Here is a 15743-nt window from a genome sequence, read left to right on the forward strand (position 1 = left end):
CGGCGTCGGCGCCGGTCAGACCGGCGCCGACGACACAGGCGTGGATCAGCGCAGCAGGCTGAGCACGTTCTGCGGCACCTGGTTGGCCTGGGCCAGCATGGCCGTACCGGCCTGCTGCAGGATCTGGGTGCGGGTCAGCTCTGCGGTTTCCTTGGCGAAGTCGGTATCGCGGATGCGGCTGCGCGAGGCCGACAGGTTCTCCGTGGAGGTCTGCAGGTTGGCCACCACCGAGGTGAAGCGGTTCTGGATGGCGCCGAGGTCGGCACGGGTGTTGTTGATCGAACCCAGGGCCTTGTCGACGATTTCCAGCGCCTGCTGGGCACCCTTGACCGTGCTCACGTCCAGATCGCTTGCGTACTCGTTGGCCGGTGCGGCGGCGGCCAGGGTGGCAGTAAAGGTCGGGGCGGCAGCGCCGCCGGCCCAGGTGCCGGGAGTGGCAGTGATCGCCTTGAAGGTACCGTCGGTGTTGACGCTGTCCTTGACCGAAGTCAGGGTCACGGCATCGCCGGCAGCGTTCACTTCGGCATAGACGCCGGTTTCGCCGATCTTGGCATTGATCGCACTGACCACGGCATCGCGCGACGCCTTGCCGGTGGCGGCCAGATCGGCGCCCTGCTTGACTTCCACAGCGGCGATGTCGACACCGTTGACCTTCATGCCGGAGATGCTGAAATCAGCATTGGCCGTCGGATTTGCCAGCGCCAGCGAATTGCTGTCGAACTTGGCGCCACCCAGTGCATTGGCCTTGGCATCGACCACCTTGTCGATGGCGATGGCCTGGCCGGCATTGGCGCCGACCTGGAACAGCTGGCTGGAGAACGAGCCGTCCAGCAGCTTGGTGCCGTTGAAGTCGGACTGCTTGGCAACGCGGTCGATTTCGCTGACCAGCTGGGTCACTTCGGCCTGCAGGGCCTTGCGGTCGCTGGCCGAGTTGGTGGCGTTGGAGGCCTGCACGGCCAGTTCACGCACGCGCTGCAGGTTGTTGCCGATTTCAGTCAGCGAGCCTTCGGCGACCTGGGCCAGCGAGATGCCGTCATTGGCATTGCGGATGGCCACGTCGGTGCCGCGGATCTGGGTACCGAAACGCTCGGAGATCGCCAGGCCGGCCGCATCGTCCTTGGCGCTGTTGATGCGCGAACCCGACGACAGGCGCTGGATGGTGGTGGCCAGGGAACTGCCGCTGGTGCTCAGGTTACGCTGAGCATTCAACGACATCGTGTTGGTATTGATGACTTGTGCCATGGGAAGAGGTCCTTGAGCGGTTGCACGTAAATTGGGTTAGACGCTCATGACGTGCTTCAGGAGCGGCTCATGTCAGCGCTGCAACAGGCTGAGCACGTTCTGCGGCACCTGGTTGGCCTGGGCCAGCATGGCCGTGCCGGCCTGCTGCAGGATCTGGGTGCGGGTCAGCTCTGCGGTTTCCTTGGCAAAGTCGGTATCGCGGATGCGGCTGCGCGAGGCGGACAGGTTCTCCGAGGAGGTCTGCAGGTTGGCCACTACCGAGGTGAAGCGGTTCTGGATGGCGCCGAGGTCAGCGCGCACGCTGTTGACCGATTCCAGCGCCTTGTCGACGATTTCCAGGGCTTTCTGCGCGCCGACGTAGGTCGACACATCCAGGTCCTTGGCGAAGGCCGAGGTGGCGGTGGCAGCGACCGAGCTGGGGGCGGCGGCGGTGGAGTCGGCCAGGCCCAGCTGGGTGGCGCCGTCGATCACCAGGTCGCGGTCGGCCTGCACCGAGGTCAGCTTCAGGCGCTGGGTGTCCGGCGTGCCGGCGGTGGTGACCACCTCGGCGTAGACACCGGCTTCGCCGATCTGGCTGTTGATCTGGGCAGCGGCCGAGGCGGTGAACTCGGCGGTGGTCTTGCCGCTGATGGTGCCGATGGTGGCGCCGTTGATGGTTACGCCGGACAGGTCGGTGATCGTGGCGATGTCGGCGGTGCTGTCGACCGGCGCGGCGAACTTGGCGTTGCCCAGCGAGCTGGCCTTGGCGTCCACCACGCTGTTGATGGCGATGGCCTGGCCGGCGTTGGCGCCAACCTGGAACAGCTGGCTGGTGAAGCTGCCGTCCAGCAGCTTGGTGCCGTTGAAGTCGGACTGCTTGGCAACGCGGTCGATTTCGCTGACCAGCTGGGTCACTTCGGCCTGCAGGGCCTTGCGGTCGCTGGCCGAGTTGGTGGCGTTGGAGGCCTGCACGGCCAGTTCACGGACGCGCTGCAGGTTGTTGCCGATTTCGCTCAGGGAGCCTTCGGCGACCTGGGCCAGCGAGATGCCGTCGTTGGCATTGCGGATGGCCACGTCGGTGCCGCGGATCTGGGTGCCGAAGCGCTCGCTGATGGCCAGGCCGGCGGCATCGTCTTTTGCGCTGTTGATGCGCAGACCGGACGAGAGGCGCTGGATGGTGGTAGCGAGCGAGTTGCCGCTGGTGCTCAGGTTGCGCTGAGCGTTGAGCGACATCGTATTGGTGTTGATTACCTGTGCCATGGGTCGTCTCCCTTAATGGAATCCCGGTGGTGAATGGAACGAAGCGCCGCCTGTTTTTTTGTTTGGCTGTGTGCTTCGCTGTTGCCAAATCAATAACGGCGCTTTGTCAACAACCTTTAGGCGGAAATCTCGCTGGGGCTGCTGGCGGTGCCGTCCGGGGCCCTGGCCGTGCTCCCCGATAAAAGGGTTAACGGCCCGAGAGGCTGAAATTGAAGGGGTTTTGGCATGCCTGCCGGGAGTGGGGCAGGGTTGGGGGATGTACGGCCGGCGAGGGGAGTGGCTTCGTCCGGGGGCGTCGCGGGTGTCAGGGCCCCGGGTAGAGCCGTCCCATGGGTGGCTGCGCGCGTACCGATGCCGCTGCGTTGGTAGCTCGCCACCGCTGGTGGTGAGGCCGGGCCGGTCCCAGCAGGCAGGGAGCGTGGTGGCGCTCGTGCACGCGGTGAGCCATGCCTGTCGGGTGGACGATCCGCGTCACCACCAACGGTGGTGACCTACGTAGAGCGTCTGCTGCCATGGATCCACGCCATGCACGGATACCGCTCTTCCCCCACCGCAAGCCGAGCCGCCTGGCGGACGGCAGGTCCTTGGCAAAATAAAGGAGGAGGGCGGCGCGCAGGCGCCGGCCGGGGGACATTTGCAAAAGGGCCTGCCGGCCGCCAGGCGGCCCCGGACGCGCGCACCAGGCTGGACCAGCAGACGCGCAAAGGAAAAAGCCGCGATGCTGTGCGCATCGCGGCCTTCGGGCCAACCGGTGTTTCGTAACGCGCTATCAGCGCAACGTATTGAACAACGACATCTGCTGCATCTGCGAGAACAAGGTCTGCGCGGCCTGCAGCGCCGTGCTTTCCAGCTGGTACTGGCTGATGGCATCGGCGTAGTCGAGGTCACGCATCTGCGACAGCGTGCCCTTGAGCGTGACCACGTTGGCTTCACGCATGTCCGCGGCGTTGTCGAGCGCCTTGAGCTGGGCGCCGCCGGCAGCGCGCGAGTCGATCATGCGCTCCGACGCACGGGCAACGTCGCGCAGGCTGCTTTGCAGCAGGTTCTGCTGGGCGGCGGACTGGGCGGGCGTGCCGGTGTCCATCTGCAGCGCGCCGATCAGGCTGTCCATCGTGCTGAAGATGTCGCGGCTGCTGGCCGCACTCACCGCGAAGGTGTCGCCAGCGGCTGGTTTGCCATCGATGTGCAGCTGCACGCCATTGAGCACCAGATCGTCGCCGGCCTTCATGGTGCCGGTGGAGACCACCGTACCGCCGGCGTCGAGCAGTTCGTACTGGTCGGCTGCGGTAAAGCGCACGCTGAAACCTTCGCCATTCCAGCTGCTGCCGGGGTCGCGGGTAACGTTGGTGAGCACCCCGGTGCCGGTATTGGCAGTGCCGGCGGCCGCATCGACATGGCCGTCGCCGGTGCCGATGCGCAGGAAGATCTCGCTGCCGGGCAGGGCGTCCAGCACGTAGGTGTCCGGGCCGACTTCCACCTGGCGCTGGTTCTGGTCGCCGTTGTAGACCACCTTGCCGTCGACCTGGCTGAAGGGCGGGCTACCGTCGGCGGTTCCGCCGAACAGATAGCGGCCGGTGCCGTCGGTACTGTTGGCCAGCGCCAGCAGGTTGCCGCGGATGGCCTCGATCTCGGTGACCATGGATTGCTTGTCGCTCGCCGCCAGCGCCGGATTGTTGGCGTAGACGGTCAACTCGGTGATCCGGCCCATCATGTCGCCCACCTGCGCCAGTGCGTTTTCCTGCAGGCCGAGCCGGTTCTGCACATTGCCGGCGTTGAGCTGCATGCGATCCAGTGAGGCCAGGGTGCGGTCCAGTCCAACGGCGGCGCCGGAGGCGACCGGATCGTCCTTGGCGGTGACCAGGCGGCGGCCGGTGGCGATCTGCTGCTCCAGGTGGTTCATCTTGGCCTGCTTGGCCAGCATCAGCGAGACCGACTGGTTGAACATCATCCCGGTGGAAATGCGATTGTTCATCGGCCTACGGCTCCCAGGATGGTCTGGAACATGTTGTCGGCGGTGGAGATCAACTGCGAGGCGGCCTGGTAGGCCTGTTGCAGGCGCAACATATCGGCGGCTTCTTCATCGAGGTTGACGCCGGAGAGCGTGTCGCGCGCGGCCTGCGCCTGGTCGGTGATCACCTGCTGGGCCTGCAGCGAATAGTCGGCAGCGCGCGCCGCTGCGCCGACCTGGGTGGTCAGTCCACCCAGCGCGCCGCCCAGGGTGACGGTGCCCTGGTTGAAGGTCTTGGCCTGTTCCACCTTGGACAGCAGCAGGGCGTTGCTGTTGTCCGAAGAGCCGGCCGGGGTCGGGCCGATGCTGAAGCTGTCGCCGGTCTTGGGGGCGCCGTCGAGGACGAAGCTCCAGCCGTTGGCGCTGATGGTCTGCCCGGCGGTGTAGGTGTACGGGCCGTTGCCGTCGACGGTGTACTGGTTGGCGCCGGTGAACACGATCGCCGCCGGGGTGCGCAGCGCGGCATGGTCGGGGTCGGTGACCTTGACCCCGGTCAGCTTGCCGGTGCCGGTATTGGCGAGCCCGGCGGTGCCCTTGATCGGCGCGGCGGCGGCGATGCGCGAGGTATCGGTGATTGCCACCGACATCGTGCCGGCCACGCCTGCGGTGGGCTGCAGCAGCATGCGGTCGTCCCTGGCCGGCGTGCCGGTCATCACCAGTTCCACGCCGTTGAGCACCAGCGGATCGGCCGCGGTGCCGGTGCCGGTCATCGGCACCGCTACGCCGGTGTCGGCGCGGGTGGCCTGCCATTGCGCCCCGTCGAATTTCAGCACCAGGTTCTGCCCGTCCAGCTGGGACAGGTCGCCGAAGCGGGCGCTCATGCTGGCCGTGCCGGCATTGTTGGCATTGCCGGTGACGCGCGGCGCGCCGATGTTGAAGAAGTCGCCGCCCAGGTTGCCGTACAGGTCCGCGCCTTGGCGGTGCACGTCGTTGAAGCTGCTGGCCAGGCCGATCGCCAGCTTGCCCAGCTCGGCCTGGGTGGGGGTGAGCACGGTGTCGCGGAACTCGAGCAGGCCGCCGATCTGGCCGCCGAGGGTCTTCGGCTCCAGGGTGATCTTCTGGCCGGCGCTTTCCAGCGCCAGCTGCAGGCGCTCGGGCATGTAGGGGTCGGTCACGGTGGTGACCTTGGATGCGGCGGTGCCCACCACCAGCGCCTGGCCGCCGGCGGTGTAGACGTTCATGATGCCGCCGTCCTGCATCACCGCGTTGCCGCCGGTGTAGCCGACAAGGTTGGCGATCAGCTGGTCGCGGCGGTCGAGCAGGTCCGGGGCGGCGTTGGCCGCGTTGCTGCCGATGGCGCCGTTGAGCTGGGCGATTTCCTTGGCCAGCCGGTTGATCTCGGTGGCGCCGGCGATCAGGCCGTTGTTGATCTCGCCGTTGAGGGTGTCCAGCTGGCCGTTGAGCTGCTGGAAGCGGCTGGCCAGGCTCTTGCCCCCGTCGAGCATGTTCTGCCGGTCGGAGGTGCCCGAGGCATTGGACGACAGGCCGCTGACGGTATCGAAGAAGCTCGACCAGACCCCGGCGACGTTGGTGGCGGTATCGGAGAACATCGCATCGACCCGGTCGGCCATGGTCGACAACTGCTTCAGCCGTGCCAGCTCGCCACTGCCATCGAGCAGCCGCGAGATCGCCAGCTGGTCGGCGACACGGCGGACGTCGGTGATGCGGGTGCCGTTGCCGACGTCGCCGTAGCCGAAGTTCTGCGGATTGGCGGTGGCGAAGTCGACCTTCTGCCGGCTGTAGCCGGGCGTGTTGATGTTGGCGACGTTATGGCTGGTGGTGGCCAACGCACGCTGGAAGGCGAGCAGGGCACTGGTGCCGGTGGAAAGTACGCTGGACATGGATTACCTCAACGACGGATGACACCCAGCCCGGTCGGGCTGGTGGTGCTGGCAAAGGTGCGGCCCAGGCGCTGGCTGGCATCGCCCACGGCGGCGATGGCGCGCTCGATGGTCGGGCCGCCGGCAATCGCGGCGATCTTGGCCGCGTAGCCCGGGTCGGTGGCGTAGCCGGCCTTCTGCAGGCCCTGGGCAAAGCTGCGGACATCGCCGCCGGCTTGCAGCGCGTTCTGGTAGCGCGGGCTGTTCTTGAGCAGTTTCACGTAGTCGGCGAAGCTCTCCCCGACCGAGGCATATGCACGGAAGCTGGCGGTTTCGTTGCGGCGGACGCCATCGACGAATTCGTGGGTGCCGGTGGTGGCGCGTTCACCGCGCCAGCCATTGGCCTTGATCCCGAACAGATTGTGCGAACTGCCGCCGCTGTCGTTGCGCTGGATCAGCTTGCGGCCCCAGCCGGTTTCCAGTGCGGCCTGGGCAACCAGCGCCTTGGCGTCCACGCCGAGCTCGCGTGCAGCCTGTTGGGCGTGGCCCCAGATGCTGGCGACGAAGCCTTCCGGGGTATGCGGCCCGAGCTGGGCGGCGGCGGTGCTGCCGGCCAGCGTATCGACCGCGCCGGGGCCACGCGCGGCCGCAGGAGGGGTGATGTCGCGCCAGCGGTCGTCGGCCAGCGCCGCCCAGTTTTCCCGGGTCGGATCATTGACGCGGGTCGACGCAGCGTAGGGGTCGTCGTGCCCGATCGCCGCATGCATCTGGCTGCTTTCGCGGCCGGCGATCAGGTCCAGCGCACGTTCCATCGGCTGCAGTACCGCCGCCGGATCGGCGCCACGCAGCTGCTGCAGCACGTCCGCCTCGCTCGGCGCGTTGGCCGGCATATCCGATCCGGGCAACGCCATCGGCGCCGCCGCCGGCGCATTGAGCCGATAGGCGCGCAGCGCGGCGGCCGGGTTCAAGGTGGTGTCGGTGGGCTTGGCCGCCTCCGCGTCGCCGCCGCCGAGCTGGCGGGTGATCATCGCCGACAACCCCAGGCCCCGCCCGCGGGTCATCGCCTCGGCGATCTTCTTGTCGTACATCTCGCGGAACATGGTGTTTTCAGCAGGAAACAGCGAATCGCCGAAGCTGGCATCACGCATGCTTTTGACCAGCATCTGCGCGAACTGGCCTTCCAGCTGCCGCGCCACCTTGTCCACCTTGGCCGGGCTGTTGGGCTGGGCCGGATTGAGTTCCAGTGCGGGCGTAATGCGCATGTCAGATCACCTCGAGTTCGGCACTGAGCGCGCCGGCCTGCTTGAGGGCTTCCAGGATGGCGATCAGGTCGCCCGGGGCGGCGCCAACGGCGTTGACCGCATGCACGATCTCATCCAGCGTGGTGCCGCCGGTGAACTTGAACATGCGGCTGCCATCGTTGGTGGCGGTGATGGTGGACTGCGGCGAGGCCACGGTCTGGCCATTGCTGAAGGCACCGGGCTGGCTGACGTTGGTGTTCTCGTTGATCGTCACCGTCAGCGAGCCATGCGAGATGGCGGCCGCGCCGACGCGCACCTGCGCACCGATCACCACCGTGCCGGTACGCGAATTGACCACTACCTTGGCCGGCGCGGTGCCGGGGGTGAGTTCGAGGTTTTCGATGCGCGCCAGCAGGCCGATGCGGGCACCGGGATCGCTGGGCGACTGTACCGCCACGGTGACCCCGTCGACCGCCCGTGCAGCACCGTCGCCGAAGGCGTTGTTGAGCGCGGCCACCATCCGCGAGACGGTGGTGAAGTCGTTCTTGTGCAGGTTCAGGGTGATGTCGCCGCCGGCGCTGAACACGTCAGGCAGGGCACGTTCCACGGTGGCGCCATTGGGAATGCGGCCGACACTGGGCACGTTCACCGATACCCGCGAGCCATCCTTGCCCTGCACGCCGAAGCCACCGACCACCAGGTTGCCCTGGGCAATCGCGTAGACCTGGCCATCGGCACCGCGCAGCGGGGCCATCAACAGTGAGCCGCCGCGCAGCGACACCGCGTTGCCGATCGAGGACACGGTGATATCGATGGGCTGGCCGGGTTTGGCGAACGGCGGCAGCTCGGCATGGATCGCCACCGCAGCCACGTTCTTCAGCTGCGGGTTGACGTTGGCCGGTACGTTGACGCCCAGCTCGCCGAGCAGGTTCTTCAGGCTCTGCACGGTGAAGGGTGCCTGGCTGGTGCGGTCGCCGCTGCCGTCCAGGCCAACCACCAGGCCATAGCCGACCAGTGCGTTGCCGCGCACGCCGCCAACCTGGGCCAGGTCCTTGATGCGCTCGGCGGATGCCGGGGCAGCGATCAGCAACAACGCAAACACCAGGCAGAGCGACGCCGCGCCCCATGACCGGCGCGCACCGGCCGGCGTGATGCGTCGCCATGCGCCAGCACCCGACCGCACCGCCTCCGGGCATACTTCGGGGCGTGGCGTGGCGCAAATGAGGAGAGGGGAAAAGGTCATGTCAGGCTCAGAACGGCGTCAACGCCGAGTTGAAGAAGCGGCTCAGCCAGCCCATCGCATTGGACTGCGCAACCGGGCCGCGGCCGCCATAGACGATGCGGGCATCGGCAACGCGGCTGGAGGGAATGGTGTTGTCCGGGAAGATGTCGGCGGCGCGCACGATGCCCTGCACCTGCACCAGTTCATCGCCCTGGTTGAGCCGCAGGTTCTTGGCGCCCTGGACCACCAGGTTGCCGTTGGGCAGGCGTTGGACCACCGTGACCGTCACGTTGCCCTGCAGGCGATTGCTCTGCGCGCTGGTGCCCTTGCCGGTGAAATCGCGTGAGCCGCCCGCGCTGGCCGCCAGGATGTCCTTGCCACCCAGGGTGACCGGCGCACCGAACAGCGTCGGCGTGCCGATGCTCAGTTCGGACTCCTTGGCCGTGGTGGTGTTGGCGGTGGTCTGCGCGGTGGTGTTCTCGGTGAGGGTGATGGTCAGCAGGTCGCCGACATCGCGCGCACGCCGGTCCGAGTACAGCTGCAGGCCCGGGCCGGCGGCGTAGATCGCGCCGGCGGTCGGTTCGACCGTGGGTGCCATGATCGGCGTGACCGGCGCCATCGCCGGATAGGGCCGGACATCGCCGGCGATGACGCAGCCGCCGAGCAGGGCGGTCACGGCGCTGGCAAGCAGCAGGTGGAGGGTAGGGCGCAGGGGCGACATGGCAGGATTCCGGTTCGACCGATCAGACGTTCTGGTTGAGGTAACCGAGCATGGCGTCGGTGGTGGAGATCGCCTTGGCGTTCATTTCGTAGGCGCGCTGGGTTTCGATCATCGACACCAGCTCTTCGACCACGTTGACGTTGCTGCCTTCCAGCGCGCCCTGTACCACGCTGCCCAGGCCATTGAGGCCGGGGTTGCCGTTCTGCGCCGGGCCCGAGGCGGTGGTTTCCAGGAACAGGTTCTCGCCGCGTGCCTGCAGGCCGGCCGGATTGACGAAGTCGGTGAGGGTCAGCGCACCGATCTCCACCGAGGCCGCGTCGTCGGCCATCTTCACGCTGATGGTGCCGTCGGTGCCGACCGTGAGCGACTGCGCGCCCTCGGGAATCTGGATGCCCGGCTGCACCGGGTAGCCGCTGTTGGTGACCAGTTCGCCCTGCTGGTTGCGCTGGAAGGAACCGTCGCGGGTGTACGCCGAAGAACCATCGGGCATCTGCACTTCAAAGAAGCCGCGGCCATTGACCATCACGTCCAACGCGCGCCCGGTCTGCTGCTGGCTGCCCTGCTCGAAGTTCTTCGAGGTGGCCACCACGCGCACGCCGGTGCCCAGCTGCAGGCCGGTCGGCAACTGGGTCTGCGCCGAGGAGGAACCGCCGGGCTGGCGCACCTGCTGGTACAGCAGGTCTTCAAAGCTGGCACGATCCTGCTTGAAGCCGGTGGTATTGGTGTTGGCGAGGTTGTTGGATACCACCGACATGCGCGTCTGCTGCGCATCCAGTCCGGTCTTGGCGATCCACAATGCCTGGTTCATGGCGATGTTCCTTTGTCTGTTGCGGGTGGCCGTCTGCGGCGGCCGTTACAGGGGCAATGCATGGCGCGTGCCAGAACCGCGCCAGAATTACGTCGGCGTCGCCGCAGCGGGCTCAACCGCCGAGGCGCAGCAGGCTGTTGGCGCTGCGGGCGTTGTCGTCGCCATGCTTGATCACCTTCACCTGCATTTCGTACTGGCGCTGCAGCTGGATCATCTGCACCAGCGCGCCGGCGGCGTCCACGTTGCTGCCTTCCAGCTGGCCGCTTTCCAGCGACTTGCCCTGGGCCTGCACGAACGGCTGCTGCGGGTCGCTGTTGCGCATCAGCCCATCCAGGCCGCGCTGCAGTCGTTCATCGGCCGCGGCCACCACGCGGATGCGGCCGATGTTGGCCATGGTCTGCGGGCCTTCGCCGAGCGGGATGATCGAGATCGTGCCGTCGTTGCCGATGTCCATCGCCTGGTGCGGTGGCACCGCGATCGGCGCGCCGTTCTCGTCCAGCACCGGATGGCCGCCGGCGGTCACCAGCTGGCCATTGGGGGTGATCGACAGCGCCGCACCACGGGTATAGGCTTCGCCGCCGCCGGCCGGGGCCTGCACGGCCAGCCAGTTGCCCGACTGCAGCGACAGGTCCAGCGGATTGCCGGTGATCTGCTGTGCGCCCATGCGCCGGTTGAAACCGGCGTCGACGTGCAGGGCATCCACGCGCGAGGCGTAGCCGGTTCCCTTGATCGGAAACGCTTCGGTATTGGCGAGCGCTTCCTTGAAGCCGGGGGTATCGGTATTGGCCAGGTTGTGCGAGAGCGTGCCTTGTGCCTGCAGCGAGGCACGTGCACCGGTCATCGCCACGTAGAGCGCCTTGTCCATCGTTGTAATCCCGTGATGCGGTCAGTGGCTCATCAACGGATGTTGATGATGGTCTGGGTGATCTGGTCCATGGTCGACACCATCTGCGAGTTGGCCTGGAAGTTGCGCTGGGCGGTGATCATGTTGACCAGCTGCTCGGTCAGGTCGACCGTGGAGGCTTCCAGCGAACCGGCCTGGACCTTGCCCAGGTCGGAGCTGTCCGGTGCACCGGTACGCGGGGTGCCGGAGGTGAAGCTTTCCACCCACAGGTTGTTGCCCTTGGCTTCCAGCCCCTGCGTGTTGTTGAAGGTGGTCAGCGCCACCTGGCCCAGTGCCTTGTCGTCGCCATTGGAATAACGCGCGTAGACCACGCCTTCTTCGGACACGGTGATCTCGTTGAGCTTGCCGGCGGCATAGCCATCCTGCTGGGTGTTGCGCAGCGCGAACTTCTCGCCGTACTGGGTGGAGCCGGCGATGTCCAGGGTCAGCGCGAGCTGGCCGGCGCCGGTGCTGGGGGTGAACGGGTCCAGGGTGATCTTGCCGTTGGCCGGCGAGGTCAACGCACCGGCGTTGTTGAAGGTCAGCGTGGTCGCCGCGCCGGCTGCCTGGCCATCCACGTAGTTGTAGACCTGCCATTCGTTGGGGTTGGCGGTCTTGACGAAGTACGAGGTCTGGGTGTGGCTCACGCCCAGCGAGTCGTACACGGTGATGCCGCCGGTGGACTGGCTGTAGCTGTTGGAGTCGGTGGGGCTGAACGGGTTGACCGTGGGTACTTTGGCGTCGGCCGGCAGGGTGAAGGCAACGTTGACGTTGCTGGTCTGCTTGGGCGGGCTGTCGGTGGTCAGCAGCTGCAGGTCGACCAGGCGGCCGGCATCGAAGCCGGTGCCATCGGCGTTCGGCGCGAACACCTGCAGGCGCGCGCCCTGCGGGTTGGTCACAAAACCGGCCTGGTCGGTCTGGAAGTTGCCGGCGCGCGAGTACACCCGCGAACCGTTCATGGTCATGGTGAAGAAGCCCTCACCGGAGATGGCCATGTCCAGGCTGCGCCCGGTCTGTTCGTTGTTGCCCTGCGAGAACTGCTGGGCAACGGTGGTGAGGCGCACGCCCTGGCCGACCGCGTTCTTGGACAGGCCGTAGCTGGTGGCCGAGAACAGGTCGGCGAACTCCGCGCGCGACTGCTTGAAGCCGGTGGTATTGACGTTGGCGATGTTGTTCGCGGTGACATTCAGATCGGCATTGGCAGCGTTGATGCCGGACAACGAGACGTTGAAGCCCATGGGATTGCTCCTGGTATGCGGGGTGGGGCGGCTCAGCTGATGCGGAGCACGTAGTCGATCGGGGCCGTTCCCAGGCCCTTGAGGTTGAGGTACAGGCCGTCCGAACCGACCGTGACGCTTTCCACCGGCGCTTCGACGTAGGTGTTGGTCTTGGTCTTGGTACCGGCGCTGTCGGTATGGGTGGCGGCGATGGTGTAAGCGCCCGGCGGCATGCGGTTGCCGTTGGCGTCCTTGCCGTCCCATTCAAAGGTGACTTCGCCGCCGGCCTTGGCTTCCACGCTGAGCGTATTGACCTTGACGCCGTTGGCATCGGTGATGTCCACGTTGACGAAGCCGGCGCCCGGCGCGGCAACCATGCCGCTGGTCTTGCCTTCTGCTTCCAGCGACCATTTGGTCGAGGGAATCAGCACGTCGTGGCCGACCAGGGCCGCGCCGCGCAGGATCTGGTCGCCGGACATCTGGTCCTGGAAGCCTTTCACCGTGTTGTTGAGGTCGGTGATGCCCTGCACCTGGGAGAGCTGCGCCATCTGCGCCACCATCTGGGTGTTGTCCATCGGCTTGAGCGGATCCTGGTGCTGCAGCTGCTCGGTCATCAGGCGCAGGAAATCGGCCTGGTCCAGGGTGCTCTTCTTCTTGCTGGTGTCGCTGTTGGGTGCGTTCAGGCCAAGCGCAGAATAGATATCGCTGTTCTGGCCGACGCCGCTGGTGCTGCTCATGACGGGATGTCCTGTGAAGGGGGGGGGGTCAGCGACCCATGGTCAGGGTGGCCAGCGCCAGTTCCTTGGCGGTGGTCAGCATTTCCACGCCGGCCTGGTAATTGCGCGAGGTGGAAATCAGATTGACCATCTGCGCGACCGGGTCGACGTCGGGCTGGTAGATGTAGCCGTCGCCATCGGCAAGCGGGTGGCCGGGCTCGTAGCGCTTGATCGGCGCCGCGTCGCTCTGGCTGATTTCCTTGACCTGGACGGTGGTGATGTTCGGGTCGGTGCGGCTGGTGACCGACTGGAAGATCGGTTCCAGCGGCTTGTAGACGGCCTCGGCCGAGCCGGCCACGGTGTCGGCGTTGGAGAGGTTGGAGGCGATGGTGCTCATGCGCACGGACTGGGCCTGGAGGGCGGAGCCGGCGATATCGAAAATGGGCAGGTTGCTCATGGCTTATTGGCCTGTGATCGCGGTGAGCATGGAGCGCACCTTGGATTCGACGAAGCTGAGCGAGGCGCGGTACTCCAGCGCGGCGCGGCCGTAGGCGGCACGTTCGGCGTCGGGGTCGACGGTGTTGCCGTCGATGCTGGGCTGGACGCCTTCCTTGATGATCTGGAACGGGTTGAGGCCGCCGCCGATGGCGTAGTGCTGTTCGCGGGTGGTGGTCAGCAGGCCGTTGCCGTCCAGGCCCTGGGCATTGCGCAGGGCGGAATCGAAGTCCAGGTCCTGGGCCTTGTAGCCGGGGGTGTCGGCATTGCTCAGGTTGCTGGCAATCAGTTTCATCCGCTGCTCGCGCAACGGCATGGCCTGGGCATGGACCCCCAGATAGTCGGAAATCAGATTGGGCATGACGCGCTCCCACGGGACGATGCCAGGGGCGGTGCAAGGGCTGTGCCAGTGGGTGGGCGGTGACGGATGCGGCGCTGGTCATTCCCGCGCGCGGCGAGAGGCGGTAGACCCTGCCGGGACACGCCGTAGACCCATCCATGGGGGCTCGTGAGCGCCTTGCTCGTTTGTGCAATCCTGCACAAACGGCAAGACCGGGGTTGGGCGTCCTGCCCAACCCGTCCGGCGCATGCGCCGGACCCATGGCGCCCAACGGTCCCGGCAGGGTCTACCGCCTCTCGCCCGGACAGGTCTGTATCGTCGGACGGAAATGCCACAGCCGGCTTCGGGAGGAGGGGTAGTGCCGGCCGCTGGCCGGCAACGCCTGCGACGCAGGCGAGGTAGAGCCGGGCTCTGCCCGGCTGCGGCACCCCGACGCCCACAAAAAAGCCCAGCAGGGGCTGGGCGTGATGATGAAACGATGCCGCGTTGTACCGGGGAACGGAATGGAAGGGGCGCAAGGTAGAGCCGAGCGCTGCTCGGCTGCTCTCTACCTACACCCGCGTTCGCCAAACAGGCGCCGACCCACTGTAAGCAGGCCGGGGCGGATGGGGTTGCGGGACCGTTGGGCGCCATGGATGGCGCTCACGAGCCCCCATGGATGGGTTCACGGCGTGTCCCGCAACCCCATCCGCCCCGGCCTGCCCACGCAAACGTGGCCGCCGCTTTTCGCGTGCGACCGCCGCTTCAAGCCGCCAACGCCACCTTCCGCAACCGATCCAGCACGAAATCGGCCAGTTCGTGTGGCGAATACTTGGCCACGAACGCATTGGCGCCCACCCGCTCGACCATCGCGTTGTTGAATACGCCAGACAGCGAGGTATGCAGCAGCACGTACAGCCCGGCCAGGCCCGGATGGCGACGGATTTCCGTCGTCAGCGTATAGCCGTCCATCGCCGGCATCTCGATGTCCGAGATCACCATCGCATAGCGCTCGGCCGGGTTTTCCCCCGCCGCATGGATCTGCAGCAGGTGGTCCAGCGCCTGCTTGCCGTCCGAGAGCAGGGTCGCGCCCACGCCCAACTGGTCCAGCACGCTGCGGATCTGCTGCCGGGCCACCCGCGAGTCGTCCACCACCAGCACCTGCAGCTGCGGGCCATCGGCGGGCATGGCCAACGAGGGGTCCAGCACCGCCTCGCCCCGCACCTGGGCGATGTCGGCCAGCACGCTTTCCACGTCGATCACCTGGATCAACTCGCCCTGGAAGCGCGTCACCGCGGTCAGGTAGCTCGACTCGGCGCCCAGCTCCGGTGGCGGGTGGATGTCCTCCACGGCGATGTTGACGATGCGCTCCACCCCGCTCACCAGGAAGCCCTGGATGGAGCGGTTGAACTCGGTCACCACCAGATAGCCCGGCGCCTTGTCCGCGTCCGGCTCGCGCTCGGGATGCCCGATCGCCAGGCCCAGGTCCAGCACCGGCACCGACCGGCCGCGGACATCGGCCACGCCGGCGAACTGGCCGGGCAGCCCGGGCACCTGGAACAGGTCCGGGCGGCGCAGCACCTCCTGCACCTTGAACACGTTTACGCCAAAAAGCTGGCGTCCGCCCAGCCGGAACAGCAGCAGGGCCAGACGATTGTGGCCGGCCAGGCGCGTGCGCTGGTCGATGCGGTTGAGCAGGTCATGTGACATGGGACTGGTATCGGCGCGGCCGCCATCGACTTGAGCGCTGTACTGGCCCGATTCCGGCACGACGCTTGCAGGATGCTGCGCATGTGCTTTGCCCGTGGAGTC

The 15743-nt window shown here is 66.9% G+C and carries 14 protein-coding genes; all 14 read right to left on the minus strand.

Annotated features, from left to right (window positions below; translation table 11 throughout):
• Positions 1-45: 45 nt before the first annotated feature.
• The 14 genes from AC3IR9_RS09415 to AC3IR9_RS09480 all read right to left on the minus strand — a co-directional run bounded on the left by AC3IR9_RS09415 (position 46) and on the right by AC3IR9_RS09480 (position 15641).
• Complete coding sequence (locus AC3IR9_RS09415; RefSeq protein WP_489295469.1) at positions 46-1242, minus strand: flagellin; 1197 nt, start codon at positions 1240-1242, stop codon at positions 46-48.
• Positions 1243-1314: 72 nt separating this feature from the next.
• Positions 1315-2481 carry a flagellin gene (locus AC3IR9_RS09420; protein WP_489295470.1) on the minus strand — a complete coding sequence of 389 codons (1167 nt, stop codon included), beginning with the start codon at positions 2479-2481 and terminating at the stop codon, positions 1315-1317.
• Between the two features lie 769 nt (positions 2482-3250).
• Entirely contained in the window at positions 3251-4453 is a 1203-nt protein-coding gene (gene flgL / locus AC3IR9_RS09425; protein WP_489295471.1) for a flagellar hook-associated protein FlgL, read from the minus strand.
• The gene (gene flgK / locus AC3IR9_RS09430; RefSeq protein ID WP_489295472.1) at positions 4450-6330 is read right to left on the minus strand and encodes a flagellar hook-associated protein FlgK; all 1881 of its coding nucleotides are present in this window, start codon (positions 6328-6330) and stop codon (positions 4450-4452) included. Before flgK ends, flgL begins: the two co-directional genes overlap by 4 nt.
• 8 nt (positions 6331-6338) lie before the next feature.
• Entirely contained in the window at positions 6339-7571 is a 1233-nt protein-coding gene (locus AC3IR9_RS09435) for a glucosaminidase domain-containing protein (protein ID WP_489295473.1), read from the minus strand.
• Position 7572: 1 nt separating this feature from the next.
• Positions 7573-8772: a flagellar basal body P-ring protein FlgI gene (locus tag AC3IR9_RS09440; protein ID WP_489295773.1), complete on the minus strand. Its 1200-nt coding sequence runs from the start codon at positions 8770-8772 to the stop codon at positions 7573-7575.
• Positions 8773-8800: 28 nt separating this feature from the next.
• Positions 8801-9493 carry a flagellar basal body L-ring protein FlgH gene (gene flgH / locus AC3IR9_RS09445; protein ID WP_489295474.1) on the minus strand — a complete coding sequence of 231 codons (693 nt, stop codon included), beginning with the start codon at positions 9491-9493 and terminating at the stop codon, positions 8801-8803.
• Between the two features lie 22 nt (positions 9494-9515).
• Positions 9516-10301 (minus strand): flagellar basal-body rod protein FlgG, encoded by a 786-nt coding sequence (gene flgG / locus AC3IR9_RS09450; protein WP_489295475.1) that lies wholly within the window; start codon positions 10299-10301, stop codon positions 9516-9518.
• Between the two features lie 112 nt (positions 10302-10413).
• Entirely contained in the window at positions 10414-11166 is a 753-nt protein-coding gene (locus tag AC3IR9_RS09455) for a flagellar basal body rod protein FlgF (protein ID WP_489295476.1), read from the minus strand.
• Between the two features lie 32 nt (positions 11167-11198).
• A complete protein-coding gene (flgE, locus tag AC3IR9_RS09460; RefSeq protein WP_489295477.1) occupies positions 11199-12422 on the minus strand; it encodes a flagellar hook protein FlgE in 1224 nt (407 codons plus the stop codon).
• A 32-nt stretch (positions 12423-12454) separates the two neighbouring features.
• Positions 12455-13138, minus strand: coding sequence for a flagellar hook assembly protein FlgD (locus AC3IR9_RS09465; RefSeq protein WP_489295478.1), 684 nt, complete (start codon positions 13136-13138; stop codon positions 12455-12457).
• 28 nt (positions 13139-13166) lie between these two features.
• Positions 13167-13574 carry a flagellar basal body rod protein FlgC gene (flgC, locus tag AC3IR9_RS09470; protein ID WP_489295479.1) on the minus strand — a complete coding sequence of 136 codons (408 nt, stop codon included), beginning with the start codon at positions 13572-13574 and terminating at the stop codon, positions 13167-13169.
• Between the two features lie 3 nt (positions 13575-13577).
• The gene (gene flgB, locus AC3IR9_RS09475) at positions 13578-13973 is read right to left on the minus strand and encodes a flagellar basal body rod protein FlgB (RefSeq protein WP_489295480.1); all 396 of its coding nucleotides are present in this window, start codon (positions 13971-13973) and stop codon (positions 13578-13580) included.
• A gap of 723 nt (positions 13974-14696) precedes the next feature.
• Entirely contained in the window at positions 14697-15641 is a 945-nt protein-coding gene (locus AC3IR9_RS09480) for a chemotaxis protein (RefSeq protein ID WP_489295481.1), read from the minus strand.
• Positions 15642-15743 lie beyond the last annotated feature (102 nt).

The organism is Stenotrophomonas sp. GL_101 (assembly GCF_057835675.1).

Excerpts from the sequence above, each read along its gene's own strand:
- AC3IR9_RS09420 (WP_489295470.1), bottom strand. The coding sequence starts at position 2,481 with ATGGCACAGGTAATCAACACCAATACGATGTCGCTCAACGCTCAGCGC.
- flgH (WP_489295474.1), bottom strand. The coding sequence starts at position 9,493 with ATGTCGCCCCTGCGCCCTACCCTCCACCTGCTGCTTGCCAGCGCCGTG.
- flgB (WP_489295480.1), bottom strand. The coding sequence starts at position 13,973 with ATGCCCAATCTGATTTCCGACTATCTGGGGGTCCATGCCCAGGCCATG.
- flgE (WP_489295477.1), bottom strand. The coding sequence starts at position 12,422 with ATGGGCTTCAACGTCTCGTTGTCCGGCATCAACGCTGCCAATGCCGAT.
- AC3IR9_RS09455 (WP_489295476.1), bottom strand. The coding sequence starts at position 11,166 with ATGGACAAGGCGCTCTACGTGGCGATGACCGGTGCACGTGCCTCGCTG.
- AC3IR9_RS09480 (WP_489295481.1), bottom strand. The coding sequence starts at position 15,641 with ATGTCACATGACCTGCTCAACCGCATCGACCAGCGCACGCGCCTGGCC.
- AC3IR9_RS09435 (WP_489295473.1), bottom strand. The coding sequence starts at position 7,571 with ATGCGCATTACGCCCGCACTGGAACTCAATCCGGCCCAGCCCAACAGC.
- AC3IR9_RS09465 (WP_489295478.1), bottom strand. The coding sequence starts at position 13,138 with ATGAGCAGCACCAGCGGCGTCGGCCAGAACAGCGATATCTATTCTGCG.
- flgG (WP_489295475.1), bottom strand. The coding sequence starts at position 10,301 with ATGAACCAGGCATTGTGGATCGCCAAGACCGGACTGGATGCGCAGCAG.
- flgK (WP_489295472.1), bottom strand. The coding sequence starts at position 6,330 with ATGTCCAGCGTACTTTCCACCGGCACCAGTGCCCTGCTCGCCTTCCAG.
- flgL (WP_489295471.1), bottom strand. The coding sequence starts at position 4,453 with ATGAACAATCGCATTTCCACCGGGATGATGTTCAACCAGTCGGTCTCG.
- flgC (WP_489295479.1), bottom strand. The coding sequence starts at position 13,574 with ATGAGCAACCTGCCCATTTTCGATATCGCCGGCTCCGCCCTCCAGGCC.
- AC3IR9_RS09415 (WP_489295469.1), bottom strand. The coding sequence starts at position 1,242 with ATGGCACAAGTCATCAATACCAACACGATGTCGTTGAATGCTCAGCGT.